The organism is Mycoplana sp. ABR4_002 (assembly GCF_056159645.1).
Genome location: NZ_JBSWVO010000001.1, coordinates 369994 through 396228, shown reverse-complemented (window position 1 = coordinate 396228; position 26235 = coordinate 369994). Strand labels below are relative to the sequence as shown.

Genomic DNA, 26235 nt, shown 5'->3' with positions numbered 1-26235 from the left:
GACCGGCGTCAGGCGACAACCGGGCCGGCGCTGCGGCGGGCGTCCACGGAGAGCGCGCCCGGACCAAAGGCGGCCAGCACGAGGAAGCCGCCGGCGATCGTCAGGTTCTTCATCATCATCAGGCTGTTGAACAGGGTCAGCAGGCTGTTGGCGCCTTCCGGGAAGTCCGGAATGTTGATCGCGCCGCTGTGGAACACGAGCCCGGTGAAGACGCAGAAAGCGGCCAGCAGGTAGGCGGTGATCTTCGTCTGGAAGCCGATGAGGATAAGGACGCCGGCGACCAGTTCGAACAGCCCGGCCAGATAGGCCAATGCCGTCGAGCCCGGAAGGCCGGCCCCGGCGATCATGCCGGCCGTCGAGGACGGATCGAGCAGCTTGGGGTAGCCGGAAAGGATGAACATGAAGGCAAGCAGGATACGTCCGACGAGGACGACGAAATTCTGGGACATGGCTGACTCCTGGCAGGTTGCAGCGGGTTTCGATGGCGCAATTCTTACCAGAACAGCGCGTCTACAATAGCCCGCCAGACGTGGACAGATCGTTCAGCATAAGAGCACAATGCCCGCCCCGTCCCCGTTCCCGCCGTCAGCCCCCGCGCATTTTCTGTTGCAACCGCCCGTGGGGTGCGGGAAGAATTGCCCACGACCGCCGAACGGCGGCGACCGCGGGGAGCGTGAGAATGAACGAGATTAGCAGGAGCGCTGCGTTCTGGCGCTCTTTTCCCATATTCGAGGGGTTCGGCAAGGACGCAATCGCCGATGTTGTCTCGATCGCGACCTATCGGAAGTGGAAGGCGGGAACCGTGCTGTTCCAGCGCGGCGACGAGGGCAGCTACCTCATCGTCATCATCTCCGGCCGGATCAAGATCTCGCTGATCACGCCCCAGGGCAAGGAACTGTCGCTGCGCCACCTCGAGGCGGGCTCCATCTTTGGCGAGATGGCCGTTCTCGACGGTCAGCCGCGGTCGGCAGACGCAACCGCGGTGACCGCGACCGAGGGGTATGTCATCAGCAAGCGCGAATTTTTGGACATGCTGGCGCGCAATCCACCGGCCTATCAGGCCATCGTCAACTATCTCTGCGCCATGCTGCGCGAGACGACCGAGCACCTCGAGACGATCGCGCTGTACGATCTGGATTCACGGGTTGCACGCTTCTTCCTGGCAACGCTTCGCAACATCCACGGTAACGAGTTGCCGGAAAGCGCCAATCTCCAGCTCGCCCTCAGCCAGGCGGAGATCGCCAGCATCGTGGGCGCCAGCCGACCGAAGATCAACCGCTCGATCCTGGCGCTCGAGGAGGCGGGGGCGATCCGGCGGTCGGACGGCATCATCTCCTGCCACATCGGCCGGCTGCGCGCCGTGGCCGAGCCGGACGACGAGTAGCTGGCCTTGGCCCTCAATCTCCGGGCGATCCGCGCCAAGCCAGTCGTCGCCGGCATCCTGGCCAGCCTGCTCGGCGCCGTGCTGCTTGCCAGCCTCGCCGAGGCTGTACTCGAACGGCCGCGGGAGGAGTTCTTCGACGCTCTGACTCAGTCTGTCCCGACGCCGGAGACCGACCGGGTCCTGGTCGTCGACATCGACCGCGAGTCGTTCCAGGCCGCACCGGGCGAGGACTGGACGCGGGCGCAGATCGCCGAGCTGATCGCGGCGCTCGCCGCGGCGCGACCCGCAGCCATCGCGCTCGACTTCGTCTTCAGCGGCGACTGCGATCCCGCCGATCCGCAGAACGCGGCGCTGGCGGAGGCGCTCGGCAAGGTGCCGGCCGTCCTCGGCTTCCTGGTCGGCGATCGCCTGGTCCCGGCCCCGGCGCCCGCGCCTGAACTCGCCGTGCAGCGACCGGTGGCCATTCCCGACGTCTGGTTCGTCGAGGGGGTGGAGGATGCCTGTCCGATGTTTCAGAAGCGAGCCGCCGCCGCGGCCGCCGGCTTTCTCGTCGGCGACGCAGACGCGCTGGTGCGTCGGGTGCAGGCCTATGCCATCGTCGGCAACGATCCCTATCCCACGCTCGGCGTCGAGGTGGCCCGGCGTGCCGCCGGCGCCGGCACGCCGGTCCTCGGCGGAACGCCGGCCTGGCTCCGCCACGACGGGCGCATCCTGGCCCTCGACGAGGACGGCAGTCTGCGCTTCGTCGCGGCGGATGCCGGGCGTATCGCCCGCCGCACGGTCTCGGCGATCGACGTGCTCGACGGGGCGATCGCGCCGGAGCGCATCGCCGGCAAGGTGGTTCTCGTTGGCAGCAGCATGCCGGCGCTCGGCGGCCTCAGGGCCAGCGCCTCGATGCCGCTCGAGCCATCGGTGCAGATTCATGCCGACCTCGCCAACGCGATCCTGACCGGCTTCGTCCCGGTGCGCGACCGTCGCCTGGTTCCGCTTGAGGCCGGCGCCGCATTGGCGGGAGGACTCGCCCTGGCCTTTGCCGTCACGCGGCTGCGGCCGACCCACGCGGCCCTGCTCGGCGTGGCGCTGCCGGTCGCGATCCTGGCCGCGGCGCTGCTGGTGTACCGGCAGACCGGGCTTCTGATCGACGCGGTCGGCATCGTGCTGGCGTTGTCGGCGGTGCTGTTGGTGACGGGCGTGTTGCAGTTCTCCCGCGTCAAACGCGCCGAACAGGTCGCCCGCCAGCGCTTCGCGCAGTTTCTGCCGGAATCGGTCGTCGCACGCTATGTCGACAATCCCGACCTGGAGCGCGTGGCCGGCGAGGAGCGGCAGGTCACGGCGGTCTTCACCGACATCGAGAGCTTCTCGGCGCTTTCTCACCGCATCGGCCCGCAACGGCTCGTGCCGTTGCTCGACATCTACTTCCGCGAGGTCAACGCCCTGGTCGAACAGCACGGCGGCATGATCAACAAGATCGTCGGCGATGCCGTCAGCGCACTGTTCAATGCCCCGGAGGACCTTGACCGCCACGTCGACAGGGCCATAGCCTGCGCCCTCGCGGTTCGGGCGTTGACGGAAGAGATGCGCCGGCGGCCGGCCTTTGCCGAGGTCGCCTTCGGCCGTACCCGCATCGGCGTCGAGACCGGCCTGGCGGTGCTCGGCGAGATCGGCACCGGCGGCCGGCTCGACTACACCGCCCACGGCGAGGTGATGAACATCGCGGCCCGGCTGCAAGACGCGAACAAGGTGCTGGGAACCGACATCTGCATCGGCCCCGCCGCTGCGTCGGAAACGACCGTCGCGCTGCGCCCGCTTGGTCTCCACGAGGTCCGAGGGATCGGCGCGCTGGCGCTCTTTTCGCCCGAAGCGCCGTGACGTTGCCTCGCCATCGCCGGCGAACAGGCCGCGCCCCGGCGCTCAGCGGATGCCGACGCTGGCATAGGCCTCGCGGATCCGCGCCTCGCCCCATTGGCTGACCGCACTGGGCGCTGCGCCGGGAGCCGCGACGTCGACGCCGTCGCCGGCCGCAAGCTGGCGGGTGACGCCGCCGCCGGTGACCTCGACAAGGCCGTGCTCGACGAACACCCCGAAGACGCCGCGACTGGGCCCGGCGAAAAACTTCGTGCCGCGGACGCCGATCATTCCGAAGGCGGTCCGCAAGGCGACGTCCATTTTCGGCGCCCCCTCGGGACGCTCGAACACCAGCGCCCCCGTTCCGAGTTCGATCGTGCCGCCCTGGCCGGCGATGAAGCTGTCAACCAGCAGCTCGACCCGGCTGCCCAGGAACAGTCGCGTGTCCCTGCCCAGCGTGAGCGCGGCAAAGCTGTCGTTGCCGGTGACGATGAAGTCGCGGTCCATGATGTCGGCGCCGACGCGGACCGCCGCAAGATCTTCCTGGTGCTTGCGGCTCACGGTGCCGCGTACCTCGTCGGCCGTTCCGATCACGGCATCGGCCCGCACCGACCCGAGGCCCACCAATGAAAGCACCCCGCCGATGACGATAGCCCGCCGCCTCACGGCCAACCCATGCCGAAAACCTCTCTGTCGCATCTGAACCCTCGCGATTGATTTCATGCCGTCGTGTCCAACCGGTACCGTGGCGCGGCCGTCGCATCGTGTTCCCGTGGGAACTGTTCCGGCCGCTCAAGCGTCTATCGTCTGGCAGCGGACGAGGAGAAGGGACAATGTTCAACAAAACCACTGCATTCACAACGGTCGGCGTCGCCCTTTTCTTCGCGGCGGCGGCCGCGGGCGCAGCGCCGCCGGCAAGGGCCGCCGGACTGACCATCGAAGAGAAATGCGACGCCGCGGCGGGAAGCCCGCTCGACCAGGCACGCAATCCTGTCTTTCAACCGGTCGAGGACGGCGACTTGCAACTCGGCGTCGCGATCTCGGCCTGCCGTGCCGCCTACAATGCCGGCGGCGGCGAAGCCCGCATCGCCTTTCAGCTCGGCCGGGCCCTGGATCGCGGCGGGCAGACGCTGGCAGCGGAAAAACTCTACCGCAAGGCCGCTACGGGCGGCCACACCGCAGCCATGGTGCGCTACGGCCGTCTGCTGGCACACAAGGGCGACGCCAGCGGTGCCTTCGCGCTCTACCGCAAGGCGGCAGAGGCCGGCGACCGCATCGGGGCCGGGGTTCTCGCCATCGCCTACCGCCACGGTATCGGCACCGCTCCCGACCCCGGCCTGGCCGGTCGCTGGCAGAGCGTGGCCGCCACGGACGACAACGAGCTTGCGGCCCTTACCGAAGAGGTGGCGGTTCTTGCGACGCGCGGCAGCGTCCAATAGGCGAAAAGACGCGGGCCTTCGACCGCCACGTTGACAGCTCAGGCGATCTCGCCCGTCTACGATCCCCAAGCGTCGGTCACGACGAGGAATTCGCCAGCGGGGCCGCCGGATCCTGCCCTTCAGTGCGATGCTCGCTCACTCCAATTCGGGCTGGCCGGCGTGGCCGTCCTTGCGGGCCAGGGCGGCGAGTGCGGCAATGTCGGCCAGTGCCCGCCGCTCGCGGACGATCGCAGCTACCGCTTCCTGCCGATCGATTTCCACGAAGCAAAGCGCGGCCCCCACCGGCGCCTGCGCCAGCCGCCAGAGGTCGGCCTCGATGACATTGGCGATCTTCGGGTAGCCGCCGCAAGTGTTGGCTTCCGCAAGCTGGACGATCGGCAGACCCGACGGCGGCACCTGCACCGTCCCGGGCATGATGCCGTGCGAGAACAGTTCCAGCTTTTCCGTCAGCGCCAATGCCGGCCCGTTCAGTCGGTAGCCAAGGCGGTTGGCCTCGTTGCTGACGATCCACTCGGTGGCAAAGAAGGTCCGGCGCGCCGCATCGGTGAAGAGCGGATACTCCGCCGACGGCAACACGCGCAGCGCAATCGGACCGTCGCCCGGGCGCGTCCCCCCGCGCAGATCGGCAGGGTCCATGCCAAAGCCGCCCACCGGCAGAGAGGCCGGTCCGCCTTGCAGCAGCGCAAGCCGGTCGCCGCGGATCAGCCCGCGCCCGTCGAAACCGCCGAAGCCGCTCTTGAGGTCGGTCGCACGCGAGCCGAGCACCGGCGCCACGTCGATCCCGCCGCCGAACGCCAGACAGACGCGCGCACCGGACAGCGGCAGGCCGAGCGTCAGCGTCTCGCCCTCGCGCGCCGTCTCGGCCCACCAGCCGGGCAGTGTGCGCTCTCCGAGCGTCACCGTGCATTCCGCGCCGGTCACGGCGAAGGCCGTGTCGCGCAGGAAACGCAGGCGGAAGGGAAACAGCGACACCTCGATTCCGGCGGCGTTGGCGGCGTTGCCGATCATCAGATTGGCGGCGGCCAGCGCCGGCCCGTCCATGGCTCCTGACCAGCCGACCCCGACGTCGAGATAGCCGGGACGGCCGAGATCCTGCACGCTGTTGACCGCACCGGTCGACAGGACCTCGATCACGACAAGCCTCCTTCGGCGCGGAACCGAATCCGGTCCCCGGGCCGGAGCGCGGCGGGCGAATCACGCCCGGGATCGAACAGCCTCATGGCGGTGCGACCGATGATGTGCCAGCCGGAGGGTGCAGTCACCGGCATGATGCCGGCCTGGGCGCCGCCGATGATCACCGATCCGATTTCCACGGTCATGCGCGGCACCGCCCGGCGTGGCATGGCGAGGCTGGGATCGAGCCCGGAGAGATAGACGAAGCCGGGCATGGCGCCGACCGCAGCGACGGAATAGGTGACCGCCGTATGCCGCCGCACGACCTCGTCCGGCGTCAGCCCGGCATGGGCGGCCAGGGCCTGGAGATCCTCGCCCGTCGCACCGCCATAGGTGACCGGAACCTCGACCTCGCGGCCAGCGACCGCATTGGCGGCGACGTTGTGCCAAGCGGCGGCGAGCTTTCGTTCGAGCTTTTCCGGGGCGATCGCCACGGGGTCGAACACGACCATGAGGTTGTTCATGCCGGGGACGGTCTCGCGGACGCCCGGCACCACGCGCAGGGCCGCAGCCACCGCCCAGACCCGCTGCTGCGTCGCATCGGAGAAGACCGCATCGGCCGCGTCGAGCAGCACCGCACCGGCGCCCTCCGTGCTGATCGCCGGGTTTTCGCTCCTGGAGGTCACGCGCGAGTCCAATCCGAAGGCCACCTTCATCGGGATTGACGATGGCGCCTCTGATAAATCAGTCTGGACCGCAATCCAACCGCTTTCATCATGTGTGGCGGGTGGGTCGCTTCAATAACGCATTGCGCGCGACAACCCGGGCAAATGGTGTAGAACGGGCGGCGAGCGAGGAGAATCCATGACCGATCAGAGCCTTACCGTCGACCTCAACTCGGACATGGCGGAGGGGTTCGGCGCCTATCGCATGGGCGACGACGAGGCGATCCTGCGCGTCGTCACCTCAGCCAACATCGCCTGCGGCTTCCACGGCGGCGACCCGGAGATCATGGCGGCGACCTTCGCTCTGGCACGCGAGCGTGGCGTCGCCGTCGGCGCCCATCCCGGCTTTCCCGACCTTTGGGGCTTCGGCCGCCGCAACATCCCCTTCTCCGCCGGCGAGATCGAGCGGCTTGTGGCCTACCAGATCGGCGCAGCGCAGGCGCTTTCGAGCTATGCCGGCCATCCGATCACCCATGTGAAGGCGCATGGCGCGCTTGGCAACCTGACCCAGCAGGACGCCGAGGTGGCAATGGCGGTCAACCGCGCGATCAAGGCCGTCGATCCCCGGCTGGTGTGCCTGGTGATCGCGCTCGGTCACCAGCAGCGTCAGGCGAACGAGATGGGGCTAGCCACCGCTTCCGAGATCTTCGCCGACCGCGCCTATACCGACGAGGCCCATCTCGTTCATCGCAGCCTGCCGGGCGCGGTGATTCACGACCCGGACGAGGCGGCCGCACGCATCGTCCGCATGGTGCGGGCCGGCGCGATCGAGACCGTCACCGGCAAATGGATCGAGACACCGATCGATTCCGTCTGCGTGCACGGAGACACCCCCGCCGCCGTGTCGATCGCCCGCACGGTCCGCGACGCGCTTGAAGCCGACGGCATTGCCGTCCGCAATTTCCTGAAGTGATCGGAGAGGACGATGGATTTGGACGTTATCGAGCGCCTGATGCGGATGCTGTCGGCCTCCGACGTCGACGAACTCGAGGTGACCGAGGGCAACCTGCGGATCCGGCTGGCGAAGGGCGCGGCCGCCCGTCCCGGCCCCGTCGCCGCGCCGGCGCGCCAGGCCTCGCCGTCCTCGCCGCCCGCCCAGTCGGCCGCCGCTGTCGGCGACCGTGACGGTGACGGCAATAACGAGGAGCACGTCATCGTCGCCGGCCTGCCGGGAACGTTCTATCGTGCCGCCGCGCCCGGCGCCCAACCCTTCGTGTGCGAGGGTGACGCGGTTTCCGACGGCCAGCAGATCGCCATCGTCGAGGCGATGAAGATGATGAACCCGGTCGAGGCCGATTGCGACGGCACCGTGGTGGAGGTGCTGCTCGGCGACGCCGCCGCAGTGCTGGCCGGCACACCGCTGTTCCGCATTCGCAGGGCGGAGGACTGAGCATGCGCTCCCCCAGCCCCTGCCCCGGCGCCGGGATGGCGTCATGAGCCGCTTCGGCACCGTCCTCATCGCCAATCGCGGCGAGATCGCGCTGCGGGTTCTGCGCGCCTGCCGCGAACTCGGCCTCGGTACGGTTGCCGTCTATTCCGAGGCGGACCGTGGCCTTCGGCATGTCGAGCTCGCCGATCGCGCGGTCTGCATCGGCCCCGCCCCCTCCGCGGCCAGTTATCTCGATGCGCAGGCGCTGCTGCTCGCCGCCCGCCACGCCGGCGCCGACGCCATCCATCCGGGCTATGGCTTCCTGTCGGAGAACGCCACCTTCGCGAGGATGGTGGAGGATGCCGGTCTCGTCTTCGTCGGGCCGCCGTCGCAGGCAATCGCGCTGATGGGCGACAAGGTCTCGGCGAAGGCGGCCATGCGCGCGGCGGGCGTGCCCTGCGTGCCCGGCTCCGAGGGCGCGCTGCCGGACGATCCGACCGCGCTTCTCTCGATCGGCGCGGCCACCGGCTACCCACTCATCGTCAAGGCGGCCGGCGGCGGCGGCGGCCGCGGCATGCGCGTCGTGCGGCGCAGCGAAGAACTGCTGGACGCCGTCGCTGCGACCCGCAAGGAGGCGGGCCGCAGCTTCGGCAACTCCGCCGTTTACCTCGAGCGCTACCTTCAGCGGCCGCGCCATGTCGAGATCCAGGTTCTGGCCGATGCGCATGGCAACGCCGTCTACCTTGGCGAGCGCGACTGCTCGGCCCAGCGCCGGCACCAGAAGGTGATCGAGGAAGCACCGGCGCCCGGCATCGACCGCGGCCTGATCGCCGCCGTCGGCCGGCGCTGTGCCGAGGCCTGCCTCGCCATCGGCTATCGTGGCGCCGGGACCTTTGAATTCCTCTACCAGGACGGCGAGTTCTTCTTCATCGAGATGAACACCCGCGTGCAGGTCGAGCATCCGGTCACCGAGATGGTGACCGGCATCGACATCGTCCAGGCACAGTTGCAGATCGCCCAGGGCGAGCCGCTCGCGCTGCGGCAGGAGGACATCCGCCCGCGCGGTCATGCGATCGAATGCCGCATCAATGCCGAGGATCCGTTTCGCTTCACCCCGTCTCCCGGACGGGTCAGCCGTTTCGTGCCGCCGGGCGGATTCGGCGTTCGCGTCGACAGCCATCTCTACGCCGGCTACGAGGTGCCGCCGCACTATGATTCGCTGGTGGCCAAGATCATCGTCCACGGCGCCGATCGCGACCAGGCGCTCGCCCGCATGCGATGCGCCCTTGGCGAGACGGTCGTCGACGGCATTCGCACCAGTATCGACCTGCACCGGATGCTGCTGGACGATCCCGCCATCGCCGCCGGCGGCTTCGACATCCACCATCTGGAACGGCTGCTGGAACGGCGCCAGCCGCCGGCGGGAGCGAGGCGATGAGCGCGGAACTGGCCGTACGCCTGGAGGCGCTGATGGCGCGCTACGGCATCGCCGAACTGGAGATCGACGAGGGCAATCTGCAGCTTCGCCTCGGCCGTCGCCCTGCCGCCGCCGCTCCCGGCGCCACGAGTGTCACCGTCGAGGACCCGGCCGTGCTTCGCGCCACCACCTTCGGCACCTTGCGGCTTTCGCACCCGGCCAGCACGGCTGGCGCCCTGCCGCTGCCGCGCCGGGTTCGGCGCGGCGCAATCATCGCCTATGCCGCGGTCGGTCCGCTGCTGCGCCCCATCCTCGCCGAACGCGACGCGACGCTGCTGCGGCCGCTGCAGGCGGATGGCGCTGCGATCGGCTATGGCGACCCGGTCTTCGCGGTGGAGCAGGGCCAGGCACTTCAGGGAAAGCCGTGATGCCGCCGCGACACCAGACACGCTCTTGACCTGCGACGGGCGGCCATAGAGATTTCCCGCGCACCCTTTCCAGTCCGGACCCCCTTCCATGACCAAATTGATCGTCTTCACCGACCTGCACATGACCCCCGAGGGCACGACCATCATCGGGCTCGACCCGCATGAACGCCTGCGAAAGGGCATTGAACACGTGAACCGCTACCATGCCGATGCCGATCGGGTGATCTTCACCGGCGACCTCACGCACCGTGCCGATCCCACCTCCTATCTGCGCCTGAAGGGCCTGCTTTCGACGCTCGTGCCGCCGGCGGCGATCACCATCGGCAACCACGACAGCCGCGAGCGCTTCCTGGAGGTGTTCGACGATGTCGTGCCGGACGAAAACGGCTTCGTGCAGCAGGCAATCGACTTCGGCGACTGCCGCGTGCTGCTGCTCGATACGCTGTTCGCCCCGCCCTATGACTATCCGGCCAGCCATGCCGGTCTCCTGTGCGCCCGTCGTCTCGCCTGGCTCGACCGGCGGCTGACCGAGAGCGACAGGCCGGTTCTCCTGTTCATGCACCATCCGCCGCACCGCACCGGCTTTGCCGGCATGGACGAGATCCGGCTGCGCAACGAGGAGGCCTTCTACGAAACGGTGCTGCGGCACGGCAAGGTGCGCCACATCTTCGCCGGCCACGTCCATCGCACGATCGGCGGTTCGCACCACGGGATCCCCTTCTCCGTCTTCAAGAGCCCGGTCCACCAGCAGCCGATGCCGTTCGACACGCCGAACCCCTCGCTTTCGGTCGACGAGCCCGGCGCCTACGGCATCGTCGTCGTCACGCCCGAGGGCCTGCAGGTGCACACCGAGGACTACGAAATCGCCCGACGTGATTCCGTGATCGCGTAACAGTTCGTGACCGCTCCCCTCTCCGGATGCTCGGAACCCTTTCCCGCCCAGCCACGTTGGTGCGGCGAAGGGGTGAAGACAACCTTGATTTCGGAAGGAGAATACAATGCGTAAGTTTCTCATGGCGGGTGCCGCCCTGGCCCTGATCGGCACGACGGCCGCCCACGCGCAGGAGCGGAACGACGACCAGGACCTTGGCGTCGTCACCGGCGGCGCGGCCGGCGCCGTGACCGGAGCGATCGTCGGCGGCCCGGTCGGGGCCGCCATCGGCGGCATTGCCGGTGCCACCCTCGGCGCGGCGGCCACGGTTCCGACGGAAGTGCAGACCTATGTGGTGGCCAACCCGGTCGAGCCGGTGGTGCTCGAAGGGCCGGTCACCACCGAGACGAGGCTGCGCCAGGATGTCGTACTGACGCCGATCCCCGACCATCCGGAATTCGCCTATGTCTACGTAGACAGTCGCCCGGTGATCGTGCGCGCCAGCGACCGCCAGGTCGTCTTCGTGGCTCAGGCCGAGACGACCGGCAGCATCGCGCCGCCGGTGCCGGAAGCGACGATCACCTATGTTGAAAAGCACCCGGTCGGCCCGGTCGTGCTCGAGGGTCCGGTCGAGACCGGCGCGGTCATCCCCGAGCAGGTCGATATCGTCGCCGTACCCGACAGCCCGGAATACGGCTACATCTATGTCGAGGACCGACCGGTGCTGGTCGATCGCGGCAGCCGCAAGATCGTCTGGGTGCGCTAGCCTCCGGAAACCGACTGCATGGACGGCCCGCCCAAGGCGGGCCGTCTTCCTTTGCCCCGGAGGCGCTCTGCGATCCTGCGCCGCCGCGCGGCCGGGGACGCCCCGGGACACAGGAATGGCCCACATCCGCCAGAGCAGCTCGCGCGCGGCTGCCGACCGCTCCCCCCCCCCCCGCGACCCTTGATTTGGTGGCCTTCGTAGCAAATTTTATTAAGGTCTTGCCGATATCTGGTGAAGTTGGATGGACGGGCCCTTCTGGGTCTGGACCTGCCCTCGAGTGCCGGTCGGCATTTCTACTCTCCATGACGGAGCCCACCCCCCATTTCCGATTGCGTCGTGTCGCCGCATCGCCGGCGCGCGCTTCTGTGTGAGGATTTCATGTTTAGGTTCCAGCCCAAGTCGCTTGCGACAAAGCTGATCGGGGTCACAGGCGGCACGATCGCGCTCGTCCTCCTGGCATCGAATTTCGTGCTGATCTCCCAGTCCGGAGATCGCGTTCAATCGCTGATCCACAACGAGGCAAACAGCGAGGCGCGCGCCATTGCCGAGGACATCGCCGGTTCCATCGGCGAGCTGGCGGGCGCTGCCCGCGCCGCTGCCGGCATCATCGGCAACGGCCACGAGGGCGGCTATCTCGACCGCAAGAACGTCATCGACCTGCTGAAGGTCAATGTCGAGAAAAACGACTTCGCCTTCGGCAGCTGGTTCGCCTCCGAAAAGGACGCCTTCGACGGCAAGGCCGCGGACTATGTCGACAGCAAGGAGTTTGGCGGCAGCAAGGATGGCACCTTCAATCCCTACTGGACGAAGGGCAAGAGCGGCCTGACCTATTCCGTGTTCGATTCCGACTACGAGGGCGGCTGGTACGCGCTGGCCGCAAAGAGCGGAAAGGGGGCGATGAGCCCGCCCTACACGGAGGAAACGACCGGCGAGAACGTCTCCATGGCTTCGATCGCCTATCCGGTGATGTCGAGCGGCAAGATTATCGGCGTCAGCGGCGTGGACGTCAAGCTCTCCTCGCTCGCTGCGCGCGTCTCCGAGATCCGCCCCTTCGACACCGGGCGCGTCATGGTCCTCACTCAGCAGGGCAAGTGGCTCGTCGCCCCGCAGCCCGACCTTCTGATGCAGGACTACGAGGGCGCCGGCAGCGACGTCGTCAAGCAGGTCCTGTCCACGCAGAAGCCCGGCTTCATTGCGAACCTCTCCTTTGACGGTCTTGAGCCGTTCGATCGCGTCGTCTACCCGGTCGCCCTGCCGGACGTGAACACCACCTGGGCCGTGGTCGTCGACATTCCGCGCTCGGTTATCAACGCCCCCATAAAGGACCAGACCTTCATGATGGTCCTTGGTGGGCTGATCGTGCTGGGCGCGGTGCTGACCGGCCTCTGGCTTGCCGTCCGCCAGCTCGTGCAGAAGCCGCTCGCCGGACTCGTCGCCGACGTCGCCAACCTCAGCCGGGGCAATTATGGCGAACCGGTTGCGGGCCAGGACCGCACCGACGAGACCGGCGCGGTGGCCAAGGCCCTCGACGGCTTCCGCCACCAACTCGCCGACACCGAACGCCTTGCGGGCGAGGCCGAGAGCCAACGCCAGCTGACGGAGGACGAGCGCAACCGGTCCGAGGCCGAGCGCCAGGCCACGGGCGCGCTGCAGCGCGATATCGTCTCGCGCCTGGCCGAAGGCCTTGCGCGGCTATCGTCCGGCGAGCTTTCCTACCGCCTTGCCGGCGACTTCCCGGGCGAGTACGCCAAGCTCAAGACCGACTTCAACTCGGCCATGTCGAGCCTCGAAGAGACGATCCAGACGGTCAATGCCTCGGTCGCCAACATCGGCAACGGTACGAACGAGATCTCGAACGGCGCCGCCGACCTGTCGCACCGTACGGAGCAGCAGGCCGCCAGCCTCGAGGAAACGGCAGCTGCACTCGACGAGCTGACCTCGCAGGTCAACTCGAGCGCCGAGAACGCCCGCACCGCCGCTCAGTCGGTCTCGGCCGCCAGCGACGACGCCGGCAAGTCGGGCGAGGTCGTGCAGAAGGCGATCGCCGCGATGAAGGGCATCGAAAAGTCCTCCAGCGAGATCTCCAACATCATCGGCGTGATCGACGAGATCGCCTTCCAGACCAACCTGCTCGCGCTCAATGCGGGCGTGGAGGCGGCCCGCGCCGGAGAGGCCGGCAAGGGCTTCGCCGTCGTCGCCCAGGAGGTCCGGGAACTCGCCCAGCGCTCGGCCAACGCCGCCAAGGAGATCAAGAACCTGATCAATGCCTCGGAAACGCAGGTGCGCGAGGGTGTCGACCTGGTCGGCAAGGCCGGCCATGCGCTGGAAAAGATCGCCGAGCAGGTGGTTCAGATCAACGGCCTGATCCGGCAGATCTCCGGCTCGGCTTCCGAGCAGGCGGTCGGCCTGAAGGAGATCAACTCGGCCGTCAACCAGATGGACCAGGTAACGCAACAGAACGCGGCGATGGTCGAGGAGACCACAGCCGCCAGCGTTGCGCTGAACGAGGAGGCCAAGACGCTGCAAGCGCTCGTCGCCCGCTTCAGCACGGCCCAGGCCCAGCCGGCCATGGCCCACCAGCCGCATCGTCCGGCACAGGCCGCCGCACAGCCGGCCGCCCCGGTCCGCCGCGCGGTACCGTCGCGCGCCATCCCGGCGGTCGCCGGCAACACCGCACTGGCCCAGGACGACTGGGAAGAGTTCTGAGCCGCACGGCACCGGAACATGCGAACGGCGCCCCAGCGGGCGCCGTTTTTCATTGATGACTCGACTGAGGGGCGACCTGGTGCAGCCTGCCGTGGCCCGGCGGCGCAAGGGGTCTCAGAGGCGCGCGATGCGCTCGACCAAAAGGTCGAAGAAGCCCGGCGCGTCGACGTCGCGCATCACCTTCGCATTGTGCGGCCGGCCGGTCACCTGCCACCAGTCGACGACGCTCATGCCGGCGGTCAGCGGCGAGGACGTCTCGATCGCGACGTTGCAGAGCCGGCCGGCAAACAGCTCCGGTCGCAACAGATAGGCGACCACGGTCGGATCGTGCAGCGGCCCGCCGTCGGCCCCATACTTTTCGAGGTCGAAGCGTTCGAAGAATTCCAGCATCTCCACCAGCGCGATTGCGGGGCGCGAACCGATCGCCCGGATCGCCGCAACCCGGCTCTTGAAGGTCAGGACCTTGTGGGTGACGTCGAGCGGCATCATCACGATCGGGATGCCGGCGCGGAAGACAAGATCGGCGGCCTCCGGATCGACATAGATGTTGAACTCGGCGGCCGGCGTGATGTTGCCCCCCTCGAAGAAGCCCCCGCCCATCATGACGATTTCGGCGACGCGCGCGGCGATGTCCGGCGCCTTCTCCAGCGCCAGCGCGACATTCGTCAGCGGGCCGAGCGTGCACAGCGTAACCGTTCCGGCCTGCTCGGCGCGCAGCGTCTCGATGATGAAGTCGACGGCGTGGCCGTCCTGCAACGGCATTGTCGGCTCGACCAGCACCGGACCGTCGAGGCCGGTCTTGCCGTGCACGTGCTCGGCGGTGACGAGCGGACGCCGCAACGGTGCATCGGCGCCGGCGAAGACCTTTACGTCGGTGCGGCCGCACAGTTCACAGATGATGCGGGCGTTGCGGGCCGTCAGCGCCAGCGGCACGTTGCCGGCCACGGCGGTGATGCCGAGCAGCGAAAGTTCATCGGGACTGCCGAGCGCGAGCATGATTGCCGCTGCGTCGTCCTGGCCCGGATCTGTGTCGATGATGATTTTCCGCGGTTCCGCCATGGACATTCGCCTTTCCCGATTCGTGCTGTCGCGCGTGTGCCGGCGACGGCGGGACTATATTTGCCGGACGGCGCGACGCAAGCGTCTTGCACCCGTCCCGGCCCGTACCCATATTGGCTGTACCGGGATGCTGGAAATCGGGTCCCGCGCGAGTCGCTTGAAAGCAAGGACTAACGAAGATGAGCCGGATGACGCCATTTGCCAGCCCGCTGCTCCTCGGCTTTGACGCCATGGAGAAAACCCTCGAACGGATCGCCAAGGGCAACGACGGCTATCCCCCCTACAACATCGAACGGATCCGCGCCGAGGATACGGCCGACCAGCAGGAGCGGCTGCGCATCACGCTCGCCGTCGCCGGCTTCTCGGAGGACGAGCTCGACGTCACCACCGAGGAGAACCAGCTGATCGTCCGCGGCCGGCAGGGCGATACGTCGGAGCGCGACTTCCTCTACCGCGGAATCGCATCCCGGCAGTTCCAACGCATGTTCGTCCTTGCCGACGGGATGCGGGTACTGGGGGCCGAACTCCGCAACGGTCTCCTCTCGATCGACCTGGTGCGCCCCGAACCGGAGCGCTTGGTAAAGAAAATTAACATTTCCGTACCAGACTAGGCCATGTGTCACCCCCCGCGGCAGACGCCCGTGGAGGAGCATGACGGATAGTCTGACTTTGCCGGACGCACCGAGCGGTCATGTCGACATCGGGCATCCGGGTAGGCCGGTAGTCAATCCGGCAAGTTGCCAGGAGGCAAGCACATGGGACTGAAGACCCTCTCCCCCCAAGTCACCAAGGCCGACCTTGCGCATCTCGGCGCAGGCGAGGTCGGCTACATCCGCAAGATGCGTGCCGACGAAGTCTCGCGCTGCTTCCCCGAGGCGCCCGACATCGATCCGAACCTCGACCTGTGGGCGCTGTTCGGCGCCGACGGCACGCCGATCCTCCTGACCGACAACCGCTCGAGCACCTTCTACAAGGCGGCCGAGGATGAACTGCGCACGGTCAGCCTGCACTGAACCGGGCGCACCGAGGCGGGCTCAGGCCCGCCTGAAGGTGAGATAGGCCGAACTGCGGCCCTCACGCCGGGCCTTCGCCTCGTAGCGGGTGCCCGGCCAGCCGGCGAAAGGCTCAAGCCAGTCGCTGGCGTTGTTCGCAGCCCACGCGAAGGCCGGATGCGCCGCGCAATGGACAAGCGTCCAGTTGACATAGGTGTCGATGTCGGAGGCGAAGCAGAACCGCCCGCCCGGCTTCAGCACCCGGGCGAAACGATCGAGATTGACGGCGGAGACGAAGCGGCGCTTCCAGTGCTTGCGCTTCGGCCAGGGATCGGGATAGAGCAGGTCCACCTGATCGATCGACGCCGGCGGCAGCCAATCCAGCACGAGGGTCGCATCGTCGTCGTAGACGCGAATGTTCTTCAGCCCCTGCTCGTCGACGCGTGTCAGAAGCTTCGCCATCGAATTTATGAACGGTTCGATACCGATGAAGCCCGTGTTCGGGTTCTCGCGCGCGCGGTGGAGCAAATGTTCGCCGCCGCCAAAGCCGATCTCCAGCCGCAGTCGATCCACCGCGACCGGAAACAGCTCCGCAAGGCCCGCCGGCGGTGGTACGTCGAGGTTGAGCCTCAAGGCCGGCAGCAGCGTCGCCATGCCCTCTGCCTGCCGATCGCGCAGCGGCTTGCCCTTGCGGCGCCCGAAGAACGCTTCCGTGGCGCGGGTCGGATGGGGCTGGTCGGTCATGGGCTGGTCTCTCACAAATGAAAGCGGGCGTCTCCGCCGAGGAGGCACCCGCTTTACAGTTTTCTTCGGCGGTCCGTAAAGGCCGATCAGGCGGCCTTGAGCGTCTCAGCCTTGAGCGCGTCCTTCAGCGGCTTGACCAGGTCCAGCTTCTCCCACGAGAACGAGCCGTCGCGGCCGGCCTTGCGGCCGAAGTGGCCATAGGCCGAGGTCTTGGCGTAGATCGGCTTGTTCAGGTCGAGATGGCGGCGGATGCCCGACGGCGACAGGTCCATCACCTTGCGGATCGCGGCCTCGACCTGGTCCTCGGTCACCTTGCCGGTGCCGTGCAGGTCGACATAGATCGACAGCGGCTGGGCCACGCCGATGGCGTAGGACAGCTGGATCGTGCAGCGGTCTGCGAGGCTGGCCGCGACGACGTTCTTGGCAAGGTAGCGCGCCGCATAGGCGGCCGAGCGGTCAACCTTGGTCGTGTCCTTGCCGGAGAACGCGCCGCCGCCGTGCGGGGCCGCGCCGCCATAGGTGTCGACGATGATCTTGCGGCCGGTCAGACCGGCGTCGCCGTCCGGCCCGCCAATCACGAACTTGCCGGTGGGGTTGATGTACCAGCGGCAATCGCCGGCGATCCGGATGTCGGCGAGCGCCTCGCGGATATAGGGCTCGACCACCTGGCGGACCTTCTTGGAATCCCAGCTGTCGTCGAGGTGCTGCGTCGACAGCACGATCGAGGTGACCTCGGCAGGCTTGCCGTCGACATATTTCACCGTGACCTGGCTCTTGGCGTCCGGGCCGAGCTTGGCGACGTCGCCGTCGCCCTTCTTGCGCGCGTCGGCGAGCAGCTGGAGGATGCGGTGCGAATAGTAGATCGGCGCCGGCATCAGCTCCGCCGTTTCACGGCAGGCATAGCCGAACATGATGCCCTGGTCGCCGGCGCCCTCGTCGCCCTGCTGGTCGGAGGCGCTGTCGACGCCCTGGGCGATGTCGACCGACTGGGCGTGCAGCAGCACGTCGATCTTGGCGCTCTTCCAGTGAAAACCGCTCTGCTCGTAGCCGATGTCGCGGATGGCCTTGCGCGCCGCGGCCTTGAACTTGGAAGGGTTGATCACGTCGTTGCCGGCCTTGTCCTTCTTCAACAGGCTCGGCGGCAGCCTGACCTCGCCGGCAATGACGACGCGGTTGGTGGTCGCCAGCGTCTCGCAGGCGATGCGGACGGTCCAGGGGTCGAACTTGGTCTTGTTCGCCTCGCGATAGACCAGATCGACGATCTCGTCGGAGATACGGTCACAAACCTTGTCGGGATGCCCTTCGGCCACGGACTCGCTGGTGAAGAGATAGTTGCTGCGCATACGGGAATTCCCCTCAGTGAAGACGCTCCCGTCTTAGTCAGTTCAGGGGCGAAAAACAAGCGCAGAAGGACATAAATATATCTTTATATCCGATTGTTTCACTGTCGCGACGACAAAAAGAAAACGGCTCCGCGGAGCCGTTCTCTTGTGCACGAATTTTCCAGTCGGTCGCTACTCGACCTCCGCCTCGGCGGCGAGCGCCTTGACGAGGTCCACGAGCTTGCGGCGGACTTTGGGGTCGGAGATCTTGACGAAGGCGCGATTGAGCTGCAGCCCCTCCGACGAGGAAAGGAAGTCAACCACGTAGTTCGAACTGGACGCCTCGGCCATGCCGGTCTGGCCACCGGAACTCTCCCCCGGCGCGTCCTCGAAGAAGAACGATACCGGCACGTTGAGGATGCTGGAAATGTTCTGCAGACGGCTGGCGCCGACGCGATTCGTGCCCTTCTCGTATTTCTGGATCTGCTGGAAGGTGATCCCCAGGTTCTCGCCCAGCTTCTCCTGGCTCATGCCAAGCATGGTGCGGCGAAGACGGATCCGGCTGCCTACGTGAATGTCGATCGGGTTCGGCTTCTTCTTGTTTTCCATCTGTATTGTGTCCTAACGCGCGAACGGGTCATGATCTGTCGGCATCGGTCACGAGACCTAACGTAACGTTGTATCCGAAGTTGCTTTCGGACCTTCATAGTACGGGATTGATGCCGGTAAGCGCCACTATGCAATTTTAGGGGTTTTTGGTCAATTCGCCGGCCGAATAAAACCAATGCGAGAAATCGCCGCAACTCCGAAAAAGATTGCAACTAATATCCAAAACCAGAGGTTTTGTGACAGGGTGTCATGAAACGCAGTGGTTTTTCCCGCTATAGTTGCATCCAAAAATCCAACCCTATTATAAGGAAGCCCTAATGTGACTCGCCCCTTCGGGTCTACAACCGCCGAGATGCCGGTGTTGGCCGCGCGCAACAGCGGCAGGCCGGTCTCGACCGCACGCACCCGGGCCTGATGCAGGTGCTGGTACGGCCCCGGCGTGTCGCCGAACCAGGCGTCGTTGGTGACGTTGAGCAGCGCATCGGTCGCCAGCGCCGCCGGTTCGATCTCCCCGGGAAAGATCGCCTCGTAGCAGATCAGGGGATAGAAGGAGTGTTGCGAGGGCAAGGTCAGGACCTCGCGCACGCGCGCGCCTGAGAAGCCGCCGTCGAGGGCGGCGACGGCCTTGATGCCGAGCATGTCGGCAACGTCGGCGAACGGCAGGTACTCGCCGAACGGAACGAGATGAACCTTGTCGGACGCACCGAGAATCTGGCCCCGCCCATCGATCGCGTAGATCGAGTTGTAGTAGCGCGGCGGCTTGCCGGCGCCGCCATCCTCGGTCCTGACGGCGCCGGCGAGCAGCACCTGGTCGTCGGCAAGCACATCGGCAATCCTTGCCAGCGCGTCCGGGCTGTCGGTCAGGATGAAGGGAATCGAGGTCTCGGGCCAGACGACGATATCGGCACGCTTGCCGGCCGAAGGCGGCGCCGCCGTCAGGGTCAGATGCTTCTCGAACACCTCGATACGCTGGGAATCGTCGAGCTTGGTGGATTGGTCGACCACCGGCTGCACCAGCCGCACGGTCAGGCCGGTGTCGGCCGGGTCAGGGACAAGCCGCAGCACGTAGAGGCCGTAGCCCGCCTGCAGCGCCAACAGCAATGTCGCCAGCGCAAGCCCCAGCCGCCGACCGCTACCGGTCCACCACAGCGCCGGCGCGGCGAAGACGAACACCGCCAGCACGTTCATGCCGGAAATGCCGACGATGCGCGCGGACTGCATCATCAGCGGCACCGGCATCGCCGCATAGCCCACCGCGTTCCAGGGAAAGCCGGTGAACAGCACGGAGCGCAGCCATTCGGCCAGCCCGAAAGCCGCGGCCAGCGCGAAGATGCGGCCCAGCCCGTCCGACCAGAACAATCGGGCGGTCGCTGCGGCCAGCCCGTAGAAAAGCGCCAGCACGGCGGGCAGTCCGACGACCGCCAGCGGCAAGGCCCAGGCGAACAGGTCCGCCTGCACCAGGAGCGCATTGCCGAGCCACCACAGGCCACCGAGGAAATAGCCGAAGCCTAAGCACCAGCCGACGCGGAAGGCCGGCGCCAGCCGGCGCAGCGGACCGGCGTCCGCCTCGCCGCTCGCGCCGTCGAGCAGCCACACCAGCACCGGGAAGGACACGAACAACGCAGCGAAGAAGCCGATCGGCTGCAGCGCCAGGGTTCCGAACAGGCCGGCGAGGAACGCCACCAGCGCCCGCTGCCATCCGGACATCAGCATGACCTTGCCTGCTAGCCGCATCATCCCGTCCCTCTTGCCGCTGCGCGCCGAATCACCACGGCAAGTCTTCCAAAAAAAGCCGTGCTTGTCGCGCGCCGGTCAGCCTGCCAGCCGGCGTACGAACCATGGGCCGACCGACCGGAAGGACGACGCGCCGGGAATTGGCCGGAGACCGACCACGTCACGCGTCAGGCATTGCCCTCGGCCTTGTCCTGTTCTCTCAGGACATGCTCCGGGGCGGGCGTGGCGGCTTCGCCCTCCGGACGCGGATGGCGACGGCGCTGCGGCGGGCGCTTGCGCGTGATGCGGACCCGCTTGACGCGGCGCGGATCGGCGTCGAGCACGTGGAATTCAAAGCCGGTCAACGCCTGAACGACTTCGCCGCGCACGGGGATACGGCCGAGCGAGTTGAAGATCAGCCCGCCGAGCGTGTCGGCGTCCTCCAGTTGCTCGCGGATGTCAAAGTCGCGCCCGACCGTCTCGGCCAGTTCCTCCAGCTCGGCGCGCGCATCGGCGATGAAAACATCGTCGGACACGCGTGTGATCATCGCCTGATCGTCGTCATGCTCGTCCTCGATATTGCCGACGACCATTTCGACGATGTCCTCCAGCGAGGCCAGCCCGTCCGTGCCGCCATATTCGTCGATAACGAGGGCCATCTGCGTGCGGGCGGCCTGCATGCGCGCCATCAGGTCGGCGGCGAGCATGGACGGCGGCACGAACAGCACCGGCCGGATGATCCCGGCTTCCAGCACCGTCTTGCCGAGGTCGACGCGGGCAAGATCGAAACCCGCCTTCGGCGCCTTGGTCGGCTTCTCACCGGCAGCGGCGACGGCGTTCGCCGCAGCGGCACCCGCCGACCGCGCGCCGTTGCGCCGCTTGTTGCGCGCCTGCTTGGTGACGTAGCCGAGCAGGTCGCGGATGTGGACCATGCCGCGCGGATCGTCGAGGCTGTCGCAATAGACGGGCATGCGCGAATGCCCCGATTCCTCGAACAGCATCATCAGTTCGCCGATGGTTACATCCTGGTCCACCGCCTCGATGTCGGCGCGCGGCACCATCACGTCCTCGACGCGAATCTCGCGAAAGCGCAGGATGTTGTGAAGCATCGCCCGCTCCTCGGGCGAGAAGGCCGCGTCGCCGGACGGATCCGACTTCAGCGCCTCGGCCAGGTCGTGGCGCAGCGTCGATGCATCCTGGCTGCGGAAGAGACGCGCCGCGCGCGCCCAGAAGGATCTTGCCGGTCTTGCCTGGGGCTCCGGCCTGGACGTACTGCCGCCCTCGTCCTGCTCCGAGGCGCCGGCCTCTTGCTTCTCAGCCGAAAGCGGCTGTGCTTTCAAATCGCTCATTGTTCCAAACTGGTCAAACCGGGTCGTCCCCGTAGGGGTCAGATAGGCCAAGCTCACCCAAAATGCGAGTCTCCAGCCCCTCCATTTTTTCGGCTTCGTCGGTTTCCATGTGATCATAGCCGAAGAGATGCAGAAATCCATGCACCAAAAGATGCGTCAGATGCTCCTCGAAGGGCTTCCCCAATCCGGCCGCCTCGCGCTGCAACGTCTCGCAGGCGAAGATGATATCACCCAGCATCGGCCCGGGCATGCCCCCGGGTGCCAGCGGGAAGGCCGGAAAGGACAGGACGTTGGTCGGCTTGTCCTGCCCGCGCCACTCGGCATTGATCGCGCGGATCGATGCGTCGTCGGTGAACAGCAGCGACAGCTCCGGCGGCGCTTCCGGAAAAGGCTGCCCCTCCTGCTCGGCAAGGTGACGCACGGCGGCGGCGATCACGCGCTCGCTCACGGCGAGAAGCGCCGGCTCGTCGGGCCACGGCCCGTCCTCGACGCTGATCTGGATCTCGATTTCGCTCATGGAATCTGGACCGCCTCAGCGGTCCATGTGCTCGCTTTCGTCCTGGACGGCGCTCTGGGATTCATAGGCCCTGACGATCCGCGCCACCATCGGATGGCGCACGACGTCGACATCCTTGAAGCGCACCACCGACACGCCCTCGACGCCGCGCAGGATCTGCAGCGCCTCGACCAGGCCCGACTTCATGCCGCGCGGAAGGTCGATCTGGCTGGGATCGCCGGTGACGATCATGCGGCCGTTCTCGCCAAGGCGCGTGAGAAACATCTTCATCTGCATCGAAGTGGTGTTCTGGGCCTCGTCGAGGATGACGGCGGCATTGGCCAGCGTGCGTCCGCGCATGAAGGCGAGCGGCGCGATCTCGATGACGCCGGCAGTGATGGCGCGCTCGACCTTGTCGCCGGGCATCATGTCGTAGAGCGCGTCGTAGAGCGGCCGAAGATAGGGGTCGACCTTCTCCTTCATGTCGCCGGGCAAGAAGCCCAGCCGCTCACCCGCCTCCACCGCGGGGCGCGACAGCACGATCCGGTCGACCAGGCCGCGCTCCAACATCTGCGCGGCGTGGGCGACGGCGAGATAGGTCTTGCCGGTGCCGGCCGGGCCGACGCCGAAGACGAGCTCGGAACGCTCCAGCGCCCGGATGTAGGCGTCCTGGGTGGGGCTTCGCGCCGCGATCGTCTTCTTGCGGGTGGAGATCTGCGCCATGGTGAGTTTCGCCTTGCGCTCCATGGTCGGCAGCAACAACTGGTCGTCGGCGGCGACCGCCATGCGGATCGCGCCCTCGACGTCGGACAGTTCCACCGAGCCGCCGCTCTGCAGCCTGCCGTAGAGATAGTCAAGCGCGCGGCGGGCCTGATTGGTCGCGACCACGTCGCCGGAGATGGCCACCGAGTTGCCGCGGGCGCGGGCGTCAACCTGCAGCCGCTGCTCCAGCAGCTTCAGGTTCTGGTCGAACTGGCCGAAGAGTTCACTGGCTAATCGGTTGTTCTCGAAGGTGAGCACGAAGTGATTTGCGTCTGTCGGCGGAGGGTTCGACTGGCGCGGCGATGTCGTCATCAATTCGTGTCCGTTCAAGCGGCAAGGCTCCCTTGCTGTCCGCCCGTCAACCGATCGCCTCTGCGAATAGGCTGTTTGGGCCGGCACCGGTGATTCGTACCCTTATAATGTCACCGATTTCGGAACCATTTGCATCAACATTAACGGGCTGCAGCCAAGGCGACCGTCCGACCAGCTGGCCGGGCATCCGTCCCGGCTTCTCCAGCAGGAGATCGATTTCCTTGCCGACGCAGCCCGCGGCGAAGATCGTCTGCTGCTCGAAGAGCAGCGCCTGCAGTCTTTCGAGGCGCTCGGACTTTACACCCTCCGCAACCTGTCCGTCCATCTCCGCGCCCGGGGTACCCGGCCGGATCGAATACTTGAAGGAAAAGGCCTGGGCATAGCCGACCGTTCGCACCAGCCGCAGCGTGTCCTCGAAATCCTCGTCGGTCTCGCCGGGAAAGCCGACAATGAAGTCGCCGGAGATGGCGAGATCCGGCTGCACGGCGCGTATGCGCTCGATCAACGCGACGTATTCGGCCGCCGTGTGACGCCGGTTCATCGCCTTGAGGATGCGGTCGGAGCCCGACTGCACCGGCAAGTGCAGGTAGGGCATCAGCTTCGGCAGGTCGCGATGGGCGGCGATCAGCGCCTCGTCCATGTCGCGCGGGTGGCTGGTGGTGTAGCGGATGCGCGCCAGGCCGCCGATCTCCGAAAGCCGGGCAAGCAGCGCCCCAAGGCCAATCTCGACGCCGTCCGCGCCCTGGCCATGCCAGGCATTGACGTTCTGGCCGAGCAGGGTGATCTCGCGCACGCCCGCCTCCACCAGCCGCTCGGCTTCCGCGACGATCTGCACCAGCGGCCGGGACACCTCGGCGCCACGGGTATAGGGCACGACGCAGAAGGTGCAGAACTTGTCGCAGCCCTCCTGCACCGTCAGGAACGCGGTGACGCCGCGTGCGCGCGTCTGCGCCCGCTGCGGCGCCGGCAGATGTTCGAACTTGTCCTCGATCGCATAGTCGGTTTCGACAACACGCTCGCCGCGCTTGGCCCGCGCCAGCGCGTCGGGCAGGCGATGGTAGGTCTGGGGGCCGATCACCAGATCGACCGCCGGCGCCCGGCGCAGGATCTCGCGGCCCTCCGCCTGCGCGACGCAGCCCGTGACCCCGATCATGAATTCGCGGCCGTTGCTGGCCCGCGCCTTTTTCATCTCGCGCAGCCGGCCCAGCTCGGAATAGACCTTTTCCGCCGCCTTTTCGCGGATGTGACAGGTATTGAGCAACACGAGGTCGGCATCCTCGAGCGTGGTCGTCGGCGCGTAGCCGTCCCGGGCCAGCGCGTCGGTCATGCGCTCGCTGTCGTAGACGTTCATCTGGCAGCCATAGGTCTTGACGAACACCTTGCGGGTGTTGCCGGCGGCAGCTGCGGGCTGCTCTGCCACAAAGGGCGCGGAAATCTGGTCGGTCATGCGCGCGTCTTTAGTCGAAAACGCCCGGGAAATGAAGCCCCGTCAGCGGCCGCGCAGGCGATCGCCGAGCATTTTCCGGATTCGCGCTCCGACCTCGCGGCTGGCGACCTTGCGGTTGGTGGTCGGCCCGTAGGCGATCATCTCGCCGAAATCGACGTCGACATCGAGCGCGCCCTCCTTCAGGATGCCGAGCAGGTGCGGCACCATCTCGATGTCGCCCGGCCAGGCCGCGATCGGGCGGTGGTAACGCCCCATCGCCATGCCGTGCACGCGGGTATAGGCAATCGATACCGGCTGGATATAGACCGTGCCGTCCGGCACATGGGGCGCCGCGGCCGCCGCTGCGCCGAAGAGCGAGGTCTTGACCTCGAGGAGACGGTTTCCGTCCGACGTCGTCCCCTCGGGAAACAGCACGACGACCTCGCCATCGGCGAGCCGCCGCCCGATCTCACTCACCTGCTCGCCGGTCTTCCGCTTCTCCTCGCGCACGACGAAGATCGAGGCCTGAAGGCGCGCAAGGACGCCGAAGATCGGCCAGCTCCGCACCTCCGACTTGGCGATGTAGACGACGTCGGCGATCGAGCCGAGGACCAGGATGTCCTTCCACGAGGCATGGTTAGCCGCCAGCATCAGCGGCCGGCGCGGTGCAAGCGCGCCATGGACGCGCACGTTGAGACCGATCAGCCGGCAGGCCGCCCGGTGCCACAGCCGCGGGATGCGGCGACGCAGGTCGAGGTCGAAGTGGAGCGCGACAAGCTGCAGCGGCAGCAGCGCTGCGGTTACGAGCGCCAGACAGGACAGGGCGAAAGCGATGCGGAGCCAGGTGATCAAGCAGGTCCTCGAGCGGGCGGCGCTTCGGCTGACCGCCCTACTCGTCCTCCTTCTTCAGCGGCACGCCGTAGAGCTCGAGCCGGTGGTCGACGAGCCGGAAGCCGTGCTCTCGGGCAATCCGTTCCTGCAGCGCCTCGATTTCCGGCGAGTGGAACTCGATCACCCGGCCGCTCTTGAGGTCGATCAGGTGGTCGTGATGCTCCTCGGGAACCGTCTCGTAGCGCGAGCGGCCGTCGCGGAAATCATGGCGCTCGATGATGCCGGCGTCTTCGAACAGCTTGACGGTGCGGTAGACGGTGGAGATCGAGATCCGCGGATCTACCTCGGCCGAGCGGCGGTAGAGTTCCTCAACGTCCGGATGGTCGGCGGAACTCTCCAGCACGCGGGCGATGACGCGGCGCTGCTCGGTCATGCGCATGCCGCGTTCGACGCAAAGCTCCTCCAGCGTTTTTTCCAGTTCCGCCATCTCGCTCCAGGTCCCGTCGCATGCCAGTCTATCCGCGGTCCGGCCGGCCCGCTGCAATGTCAAAGAGCGG

27 protein-coding genes are annotated in these 26235 nt (G+C 67.1%); 12 read left to right on the top strand and 15 right to left on the bottom strand.

Features of this window, described 5'->3' with window-relative positions; translation table 11 throughout:
• Window positions 1-8 precede the first annotated feature (8 nt).
• Window positions 9-449: a DoxX family protein gene (locus ACXAGF_RS01930; protein ID WP_475014089.1), complete on the bottom strand. Its 441-nt coding sequence runs from the start codon at window positions 447-449 to the stop codon at window positions 9-11.
• 230 nt (window positions 450-679) lie between these two features.
• On the opposite strand from ACXAGF_RS01930, the gene ACXAGF_RS01925 reads away from it, so the two are divergent.
• Both ACXAGF_RS01925 and ACXAGF_RS01920 read left to right on the top strand, forming a co-directional pair.
• Window positions 680-1384, top strand: coding sequence for a Crp/Fnr family transcriptional regulator (locus tag ACXAGF_RS01925; RefSeq protein ID WP_475014088.1), 705 nt, complete (start codon window positions 680-682; stop codon window positions 1382-1384).
• Between the two features lie 6 nt (window positions 1385-1390).
• Complete coding sequence (locus tag ACXAGF_RS01920; protein ID WP_475014086.1) at window positions 1391-3253, top strand: CHASE2 domain-containing protein; 1863 nt, start codon at window positions 1391-1393, stop codon at window positions 3251-3253.
• Between the two features lie 42 nt (window positions 3254-3295).
• Here ACXAGF_RS01920 and ACXAGF_RS01915 read toward each other — a convergent pair whose 3' ends face one another.
• Window positions 3296-3928, bottom strand: a complete 633-nt coding sequence (locus ACXAGF_RS01915; protein ID WP_475014084.1) for a FecR domain-containing protein — start codon at window positions 3926-3928, stop codon at window positions 3296-3298.
• A 134-nt stretch (window positions 3929-4062) separates the two neighbouring features.
• Between ACXAGF_RS01915 and ACXAGF_RS01910 the strand changes: the two genes are divergently transcribed.
• A complete protein-coding gene (locus ACXAGF_RS01910) occupies window positions 4063-4668 on the top strand; it encodes a tetratricopeptide repeat protein (RefSeq protein WP_475014082.1) in 606 nt (201 codons plus the stop codon).
• Window positions 4669-4803: 135 nt separating this feature from the next.
• Here ACXAGF_RS01910 and ACXAGF_RS01905 read toward each other — a convergent pair whose 3' ends face one another.
• Window positions 4804-5802, bottom strand: coding sequence for a 5-oxoprolinase subunit C family protein (locus tag ACXAGF_RS01905; RefSeq protein WP_475014081.1), 999 nt, complete (start codon window positions 5800-5802; stop codon window positions 4804-4806).
• Window positions 5799-6467 carry a 5-oxoprolinase subunit PxpB gene (gene pxpB, locus ACXAGF_RS01900; protein ID WP_475014079.1) on the bottom strand — a complete coding sequence of 223 codons (669 nt, stop codon included), beginning with the start codon at window positions 6465-6467 and terminating at the stop codon, window positions 5799-5801. The genes ACXAGF_RS01905 and pxpB overlap by 4 nt, the downstream gene beginning before the upstream one ends.
• A 178-nt stretch (window positions 6468-6645) precedes the next feature.
• Between pxpB and ACXAGF_RS01895 the strand changes: the two genes are divergently transcribed.
• From ACXAGF_RS01895 to ACXAGF_RS01865, 7 genes are all read left to right on the top strand, one after another.
• Entirely contained in the window at window positions 6646-7419 is a 774-nt protein-coding gene (locus ACXAGF_RS01895; protein WP_475014078.1) for a LamB/YcsF family protein, read from the top strand.
• A gap of 12 nt (window positions 7420-7431) precedes the next feature.
• A complete protein-coding gene (gene accB, locus ACXAGF_RS01890) occupies window positions 7432-7896 on the top strand; it encodes an acetyl-CoA carboxylase biotin carboxyl carrier protein (protein ID WP_475014076.1) in 465 nt (154 codons plus the stop codon).
• A 43-nt stretch (window positions 7897-7939) separates the two neighbouring features.
• A complete protein-coding gene (accC, locus tag ACXAGF_RS01885; RefSeq protein WP_475014075.1) occupies window positions 7940-9313 on the top strand; it encodes an acetyl-CoA carboxylase biotin carboxylase subunit in 1374 nt (457 codons plus the stop codon).
• Window positions 9310-9720, top strand: a complete 411-nt coding sequence (locus tag ACXAGF_RS01880) for a hypothetical protein (protein ID WP_475014073.1) — start codon at window positions 9310-9312, stop codon at window positions 9718-9720. The genes accC and ACXAGF_RS01880 overlap by 4 nt, the downstream gene beginning before the upstream one ends.
• Window positions 9721-9808: 88 nt before the next feature.
• A complete protein-coding gene (gene spdA, locus ACXAGF_RS01875) occupies window positions 9809-10612 on the top strand; it encodes a 2', 3'cyclic nucleotide phosphodiesterase SpdA (protein ID WP_475014071.1) in 804 nt (267 codons plus the stop codon).
• 106 nt (window positions 10613-10718) lie between these two features.
• Complete coding sequence (locus ACXAGF_RS01870; protein WP_475014070.1) at window positions 10719-11357, top strand: DUF1236 domain-containing protein; 639 nt, start codon at window positions 10719-10721, stop codon at window positions 11355-11357.
• 378 nt (window positions 11358-11735) lie between these two features.
• On the top strand, window positions 11736-14063 hold the full coding sequence (locus tag ACXAGF_RS01865; protein WP_475014068.1) for a methyl-accepting chemotaxis protein: 2328 nt from the start codon (window positions 11736-11738) through the stop codon (window positions 14061-14063).
• 114 nt (window positions 14064-14177) lie between these two features.
• On the opposite strand, the gene ACXAGF_RS01860 is transcribed toward ACXAGF_RS01865, so the two are convergent.
• Window positions 14178-15122, bottom strand: a complete 945-nt coding sequence (locus ACXAGF_RS01860; RefSeq protein ID WP_475019189.1) for a nucleoside hydrolase — start codon at window positions 15120-15122, stop codon at window positions 14178-14180.
• Window positions 15123-15301: 179 nt separating this feature from the next.
• Here ACXAGF_RS01860 and ACXAGF_RS01855 point away from each other — a divergent pair, with 179 nt between their 5' ends.
• Both ACXAGF_RS01855 and ACXAGF_RS01850 read left to right on the top strand, forming a co-directional pair.
• Window positions 15302-15733 carry an Hsp20 family protein gene (locus tag ACXAGF_RS01855; RefSeq protein WP_475014067.1) on the top strand — a complete coding sequence of 144 codons (432 nt, stop codon included), beginning with the start codon at window positions 15302-15304 and terminating at the stop codon, window positions 15731-15733.
• Window positions 15734-15877: 144 nt separating this feature from the next.
• Entirely contained in the window at window positions 15878-16135 is a 258-nt protein-coding gene (locus ACXAGF_RS01850) for a BQ00720 family protein (protein ID WP_475014065.1), read from the top strand.
• A 21-nt stretch (window positions 16136-16156) separates the two neighbouring features.
• Here the strand turns inward: ACXAGF_RS01850 and trmB are convergent, their stop codons facing one another.
• From trmB to ACXAGF_RS01800, 10 genes are all read right to left on the bottom strand, one after another.
• Window positions 16157-16858: a tRNA (guanosine(46)-N7)-methyltransferase TrmB gene (gene trmB / locus ACXAGF_RS01845; RefSeq protein WP_475014063.1), complete on the bottom strand. Its 702-nt coding sequence runs from the start codon at window positions 16856-16858 to the stop codon at window positions 16157-16159.
• 86 nt (window positions 16859-16944) lie between these two features.
• Entirely contained in the window at window positions 16945-18201 is a 1257-nt protein-coding gene (gene metK / locus ACXAGF_RS01840; RefSeq protein WP_475014061.1) for a methionine adenosyltransferase, read from the bottom strand.
• A gap of 171 nt (window positions 18202-18372) precedes the next feature.
• Complete coding sequence (locus ACXAGF_RS01835) at window positions 18373-18789, bottom strand: helix-turn-helix domain-containing protein (RefSeq protein WP_475014059.1); 417 nt, start codon at window positions 18787-18789, stop codon at window positions 18373-18375.
• 150 nt (window positions 18790-18939) lie between these two features.
• A complete protein-coding gene (gene lnt / locus ACXAGF_RS01830; protein WP_475014057.1) occupies window positions 18940-20526 on the bottom strand; it encodes an apolipoprotein N-acyltransferase in 1587 nt (528 codons plus the stop codon).
• 164 nt (window positions 20527-20690) lie between these two features.
• On the bottom strand, window positions 20691-21851 hold the full coding sequence (locus tag ACXAGF_RS01825) for a hemolysin family protein (RefSeq protein WP_475014055.1): 1161 nt from the start codon (window positions 21849-21851) through the stop codon (window positions 20691-20693).
• Window positions 21852-21864: 13 nt separating this feature from the next.
• Window positions 21865-22368 carry an rRNA maturation RNase YbeY gene (ybeY, locus tag ACXAGF_RS01820; RefSeq protein WP_475014053.1) on the bottom strand — a complete coding sequence of 168 codons (504 nt, stop codon included), beginning with the start codon at window positions 22366-22368 and terminating at the stop codon, window positions 21865-21867.
• 15 nt (window positions 22369-22383) lie between these two features.
• Complete coding sequence (locus ACXAGF_RS01815) at window positions 22384-23439, bottom strand: PhoH family protein (protein WP_475014051.1); 1056 nt, start codon at window positions 23437-23439, stop codon at window positions 22384-22386.
• Window positions 23440-23467: 28 nt separating this feature from the next.
• Window positions 23468-24868 carry a tRNA (N6-isopentenyl adenosine(37)-C2)-methylthiotransferase MiaB gene (miaB, locus tag ACXAGF_RS01810; protein ID WP_475014050.1) on the bottom strand — a complete coding sequence of 467 codons (1401 nt, stop codon included), beginning with the start codon at window positions 24866-24868 and terminating at the stop codon, window positions 23468-23470.
• 42 nt (window positions 24869-24910) lie between these two features.
• Window positions 24911-25699: a lyso-ornithine lipid O-acyltransferase gene (gene olsA, locus ACXAGF_RS01805; protein WP_475014048.1), complete on the bottom strand. Its 789-nt coding sequence runs from the start codon at window positions 25697-25699 to the stop codon at window positions 24911-24913.
• A gap of 37 nt (window positions 25700-25736) precedes the next feature.
• Window positions 25737-26165, bottom strand: coding sequence for a Fur family transcriptional regulator (locus ACXAGF_RS01800; RefSeq protein ID WP_475014046.1), 429 nt, complete (start codon window positions 26163-26165; stop codon window positions 25737-25739).
• Window positions 26166-26235: the final 70 nt, after the last annotated feature.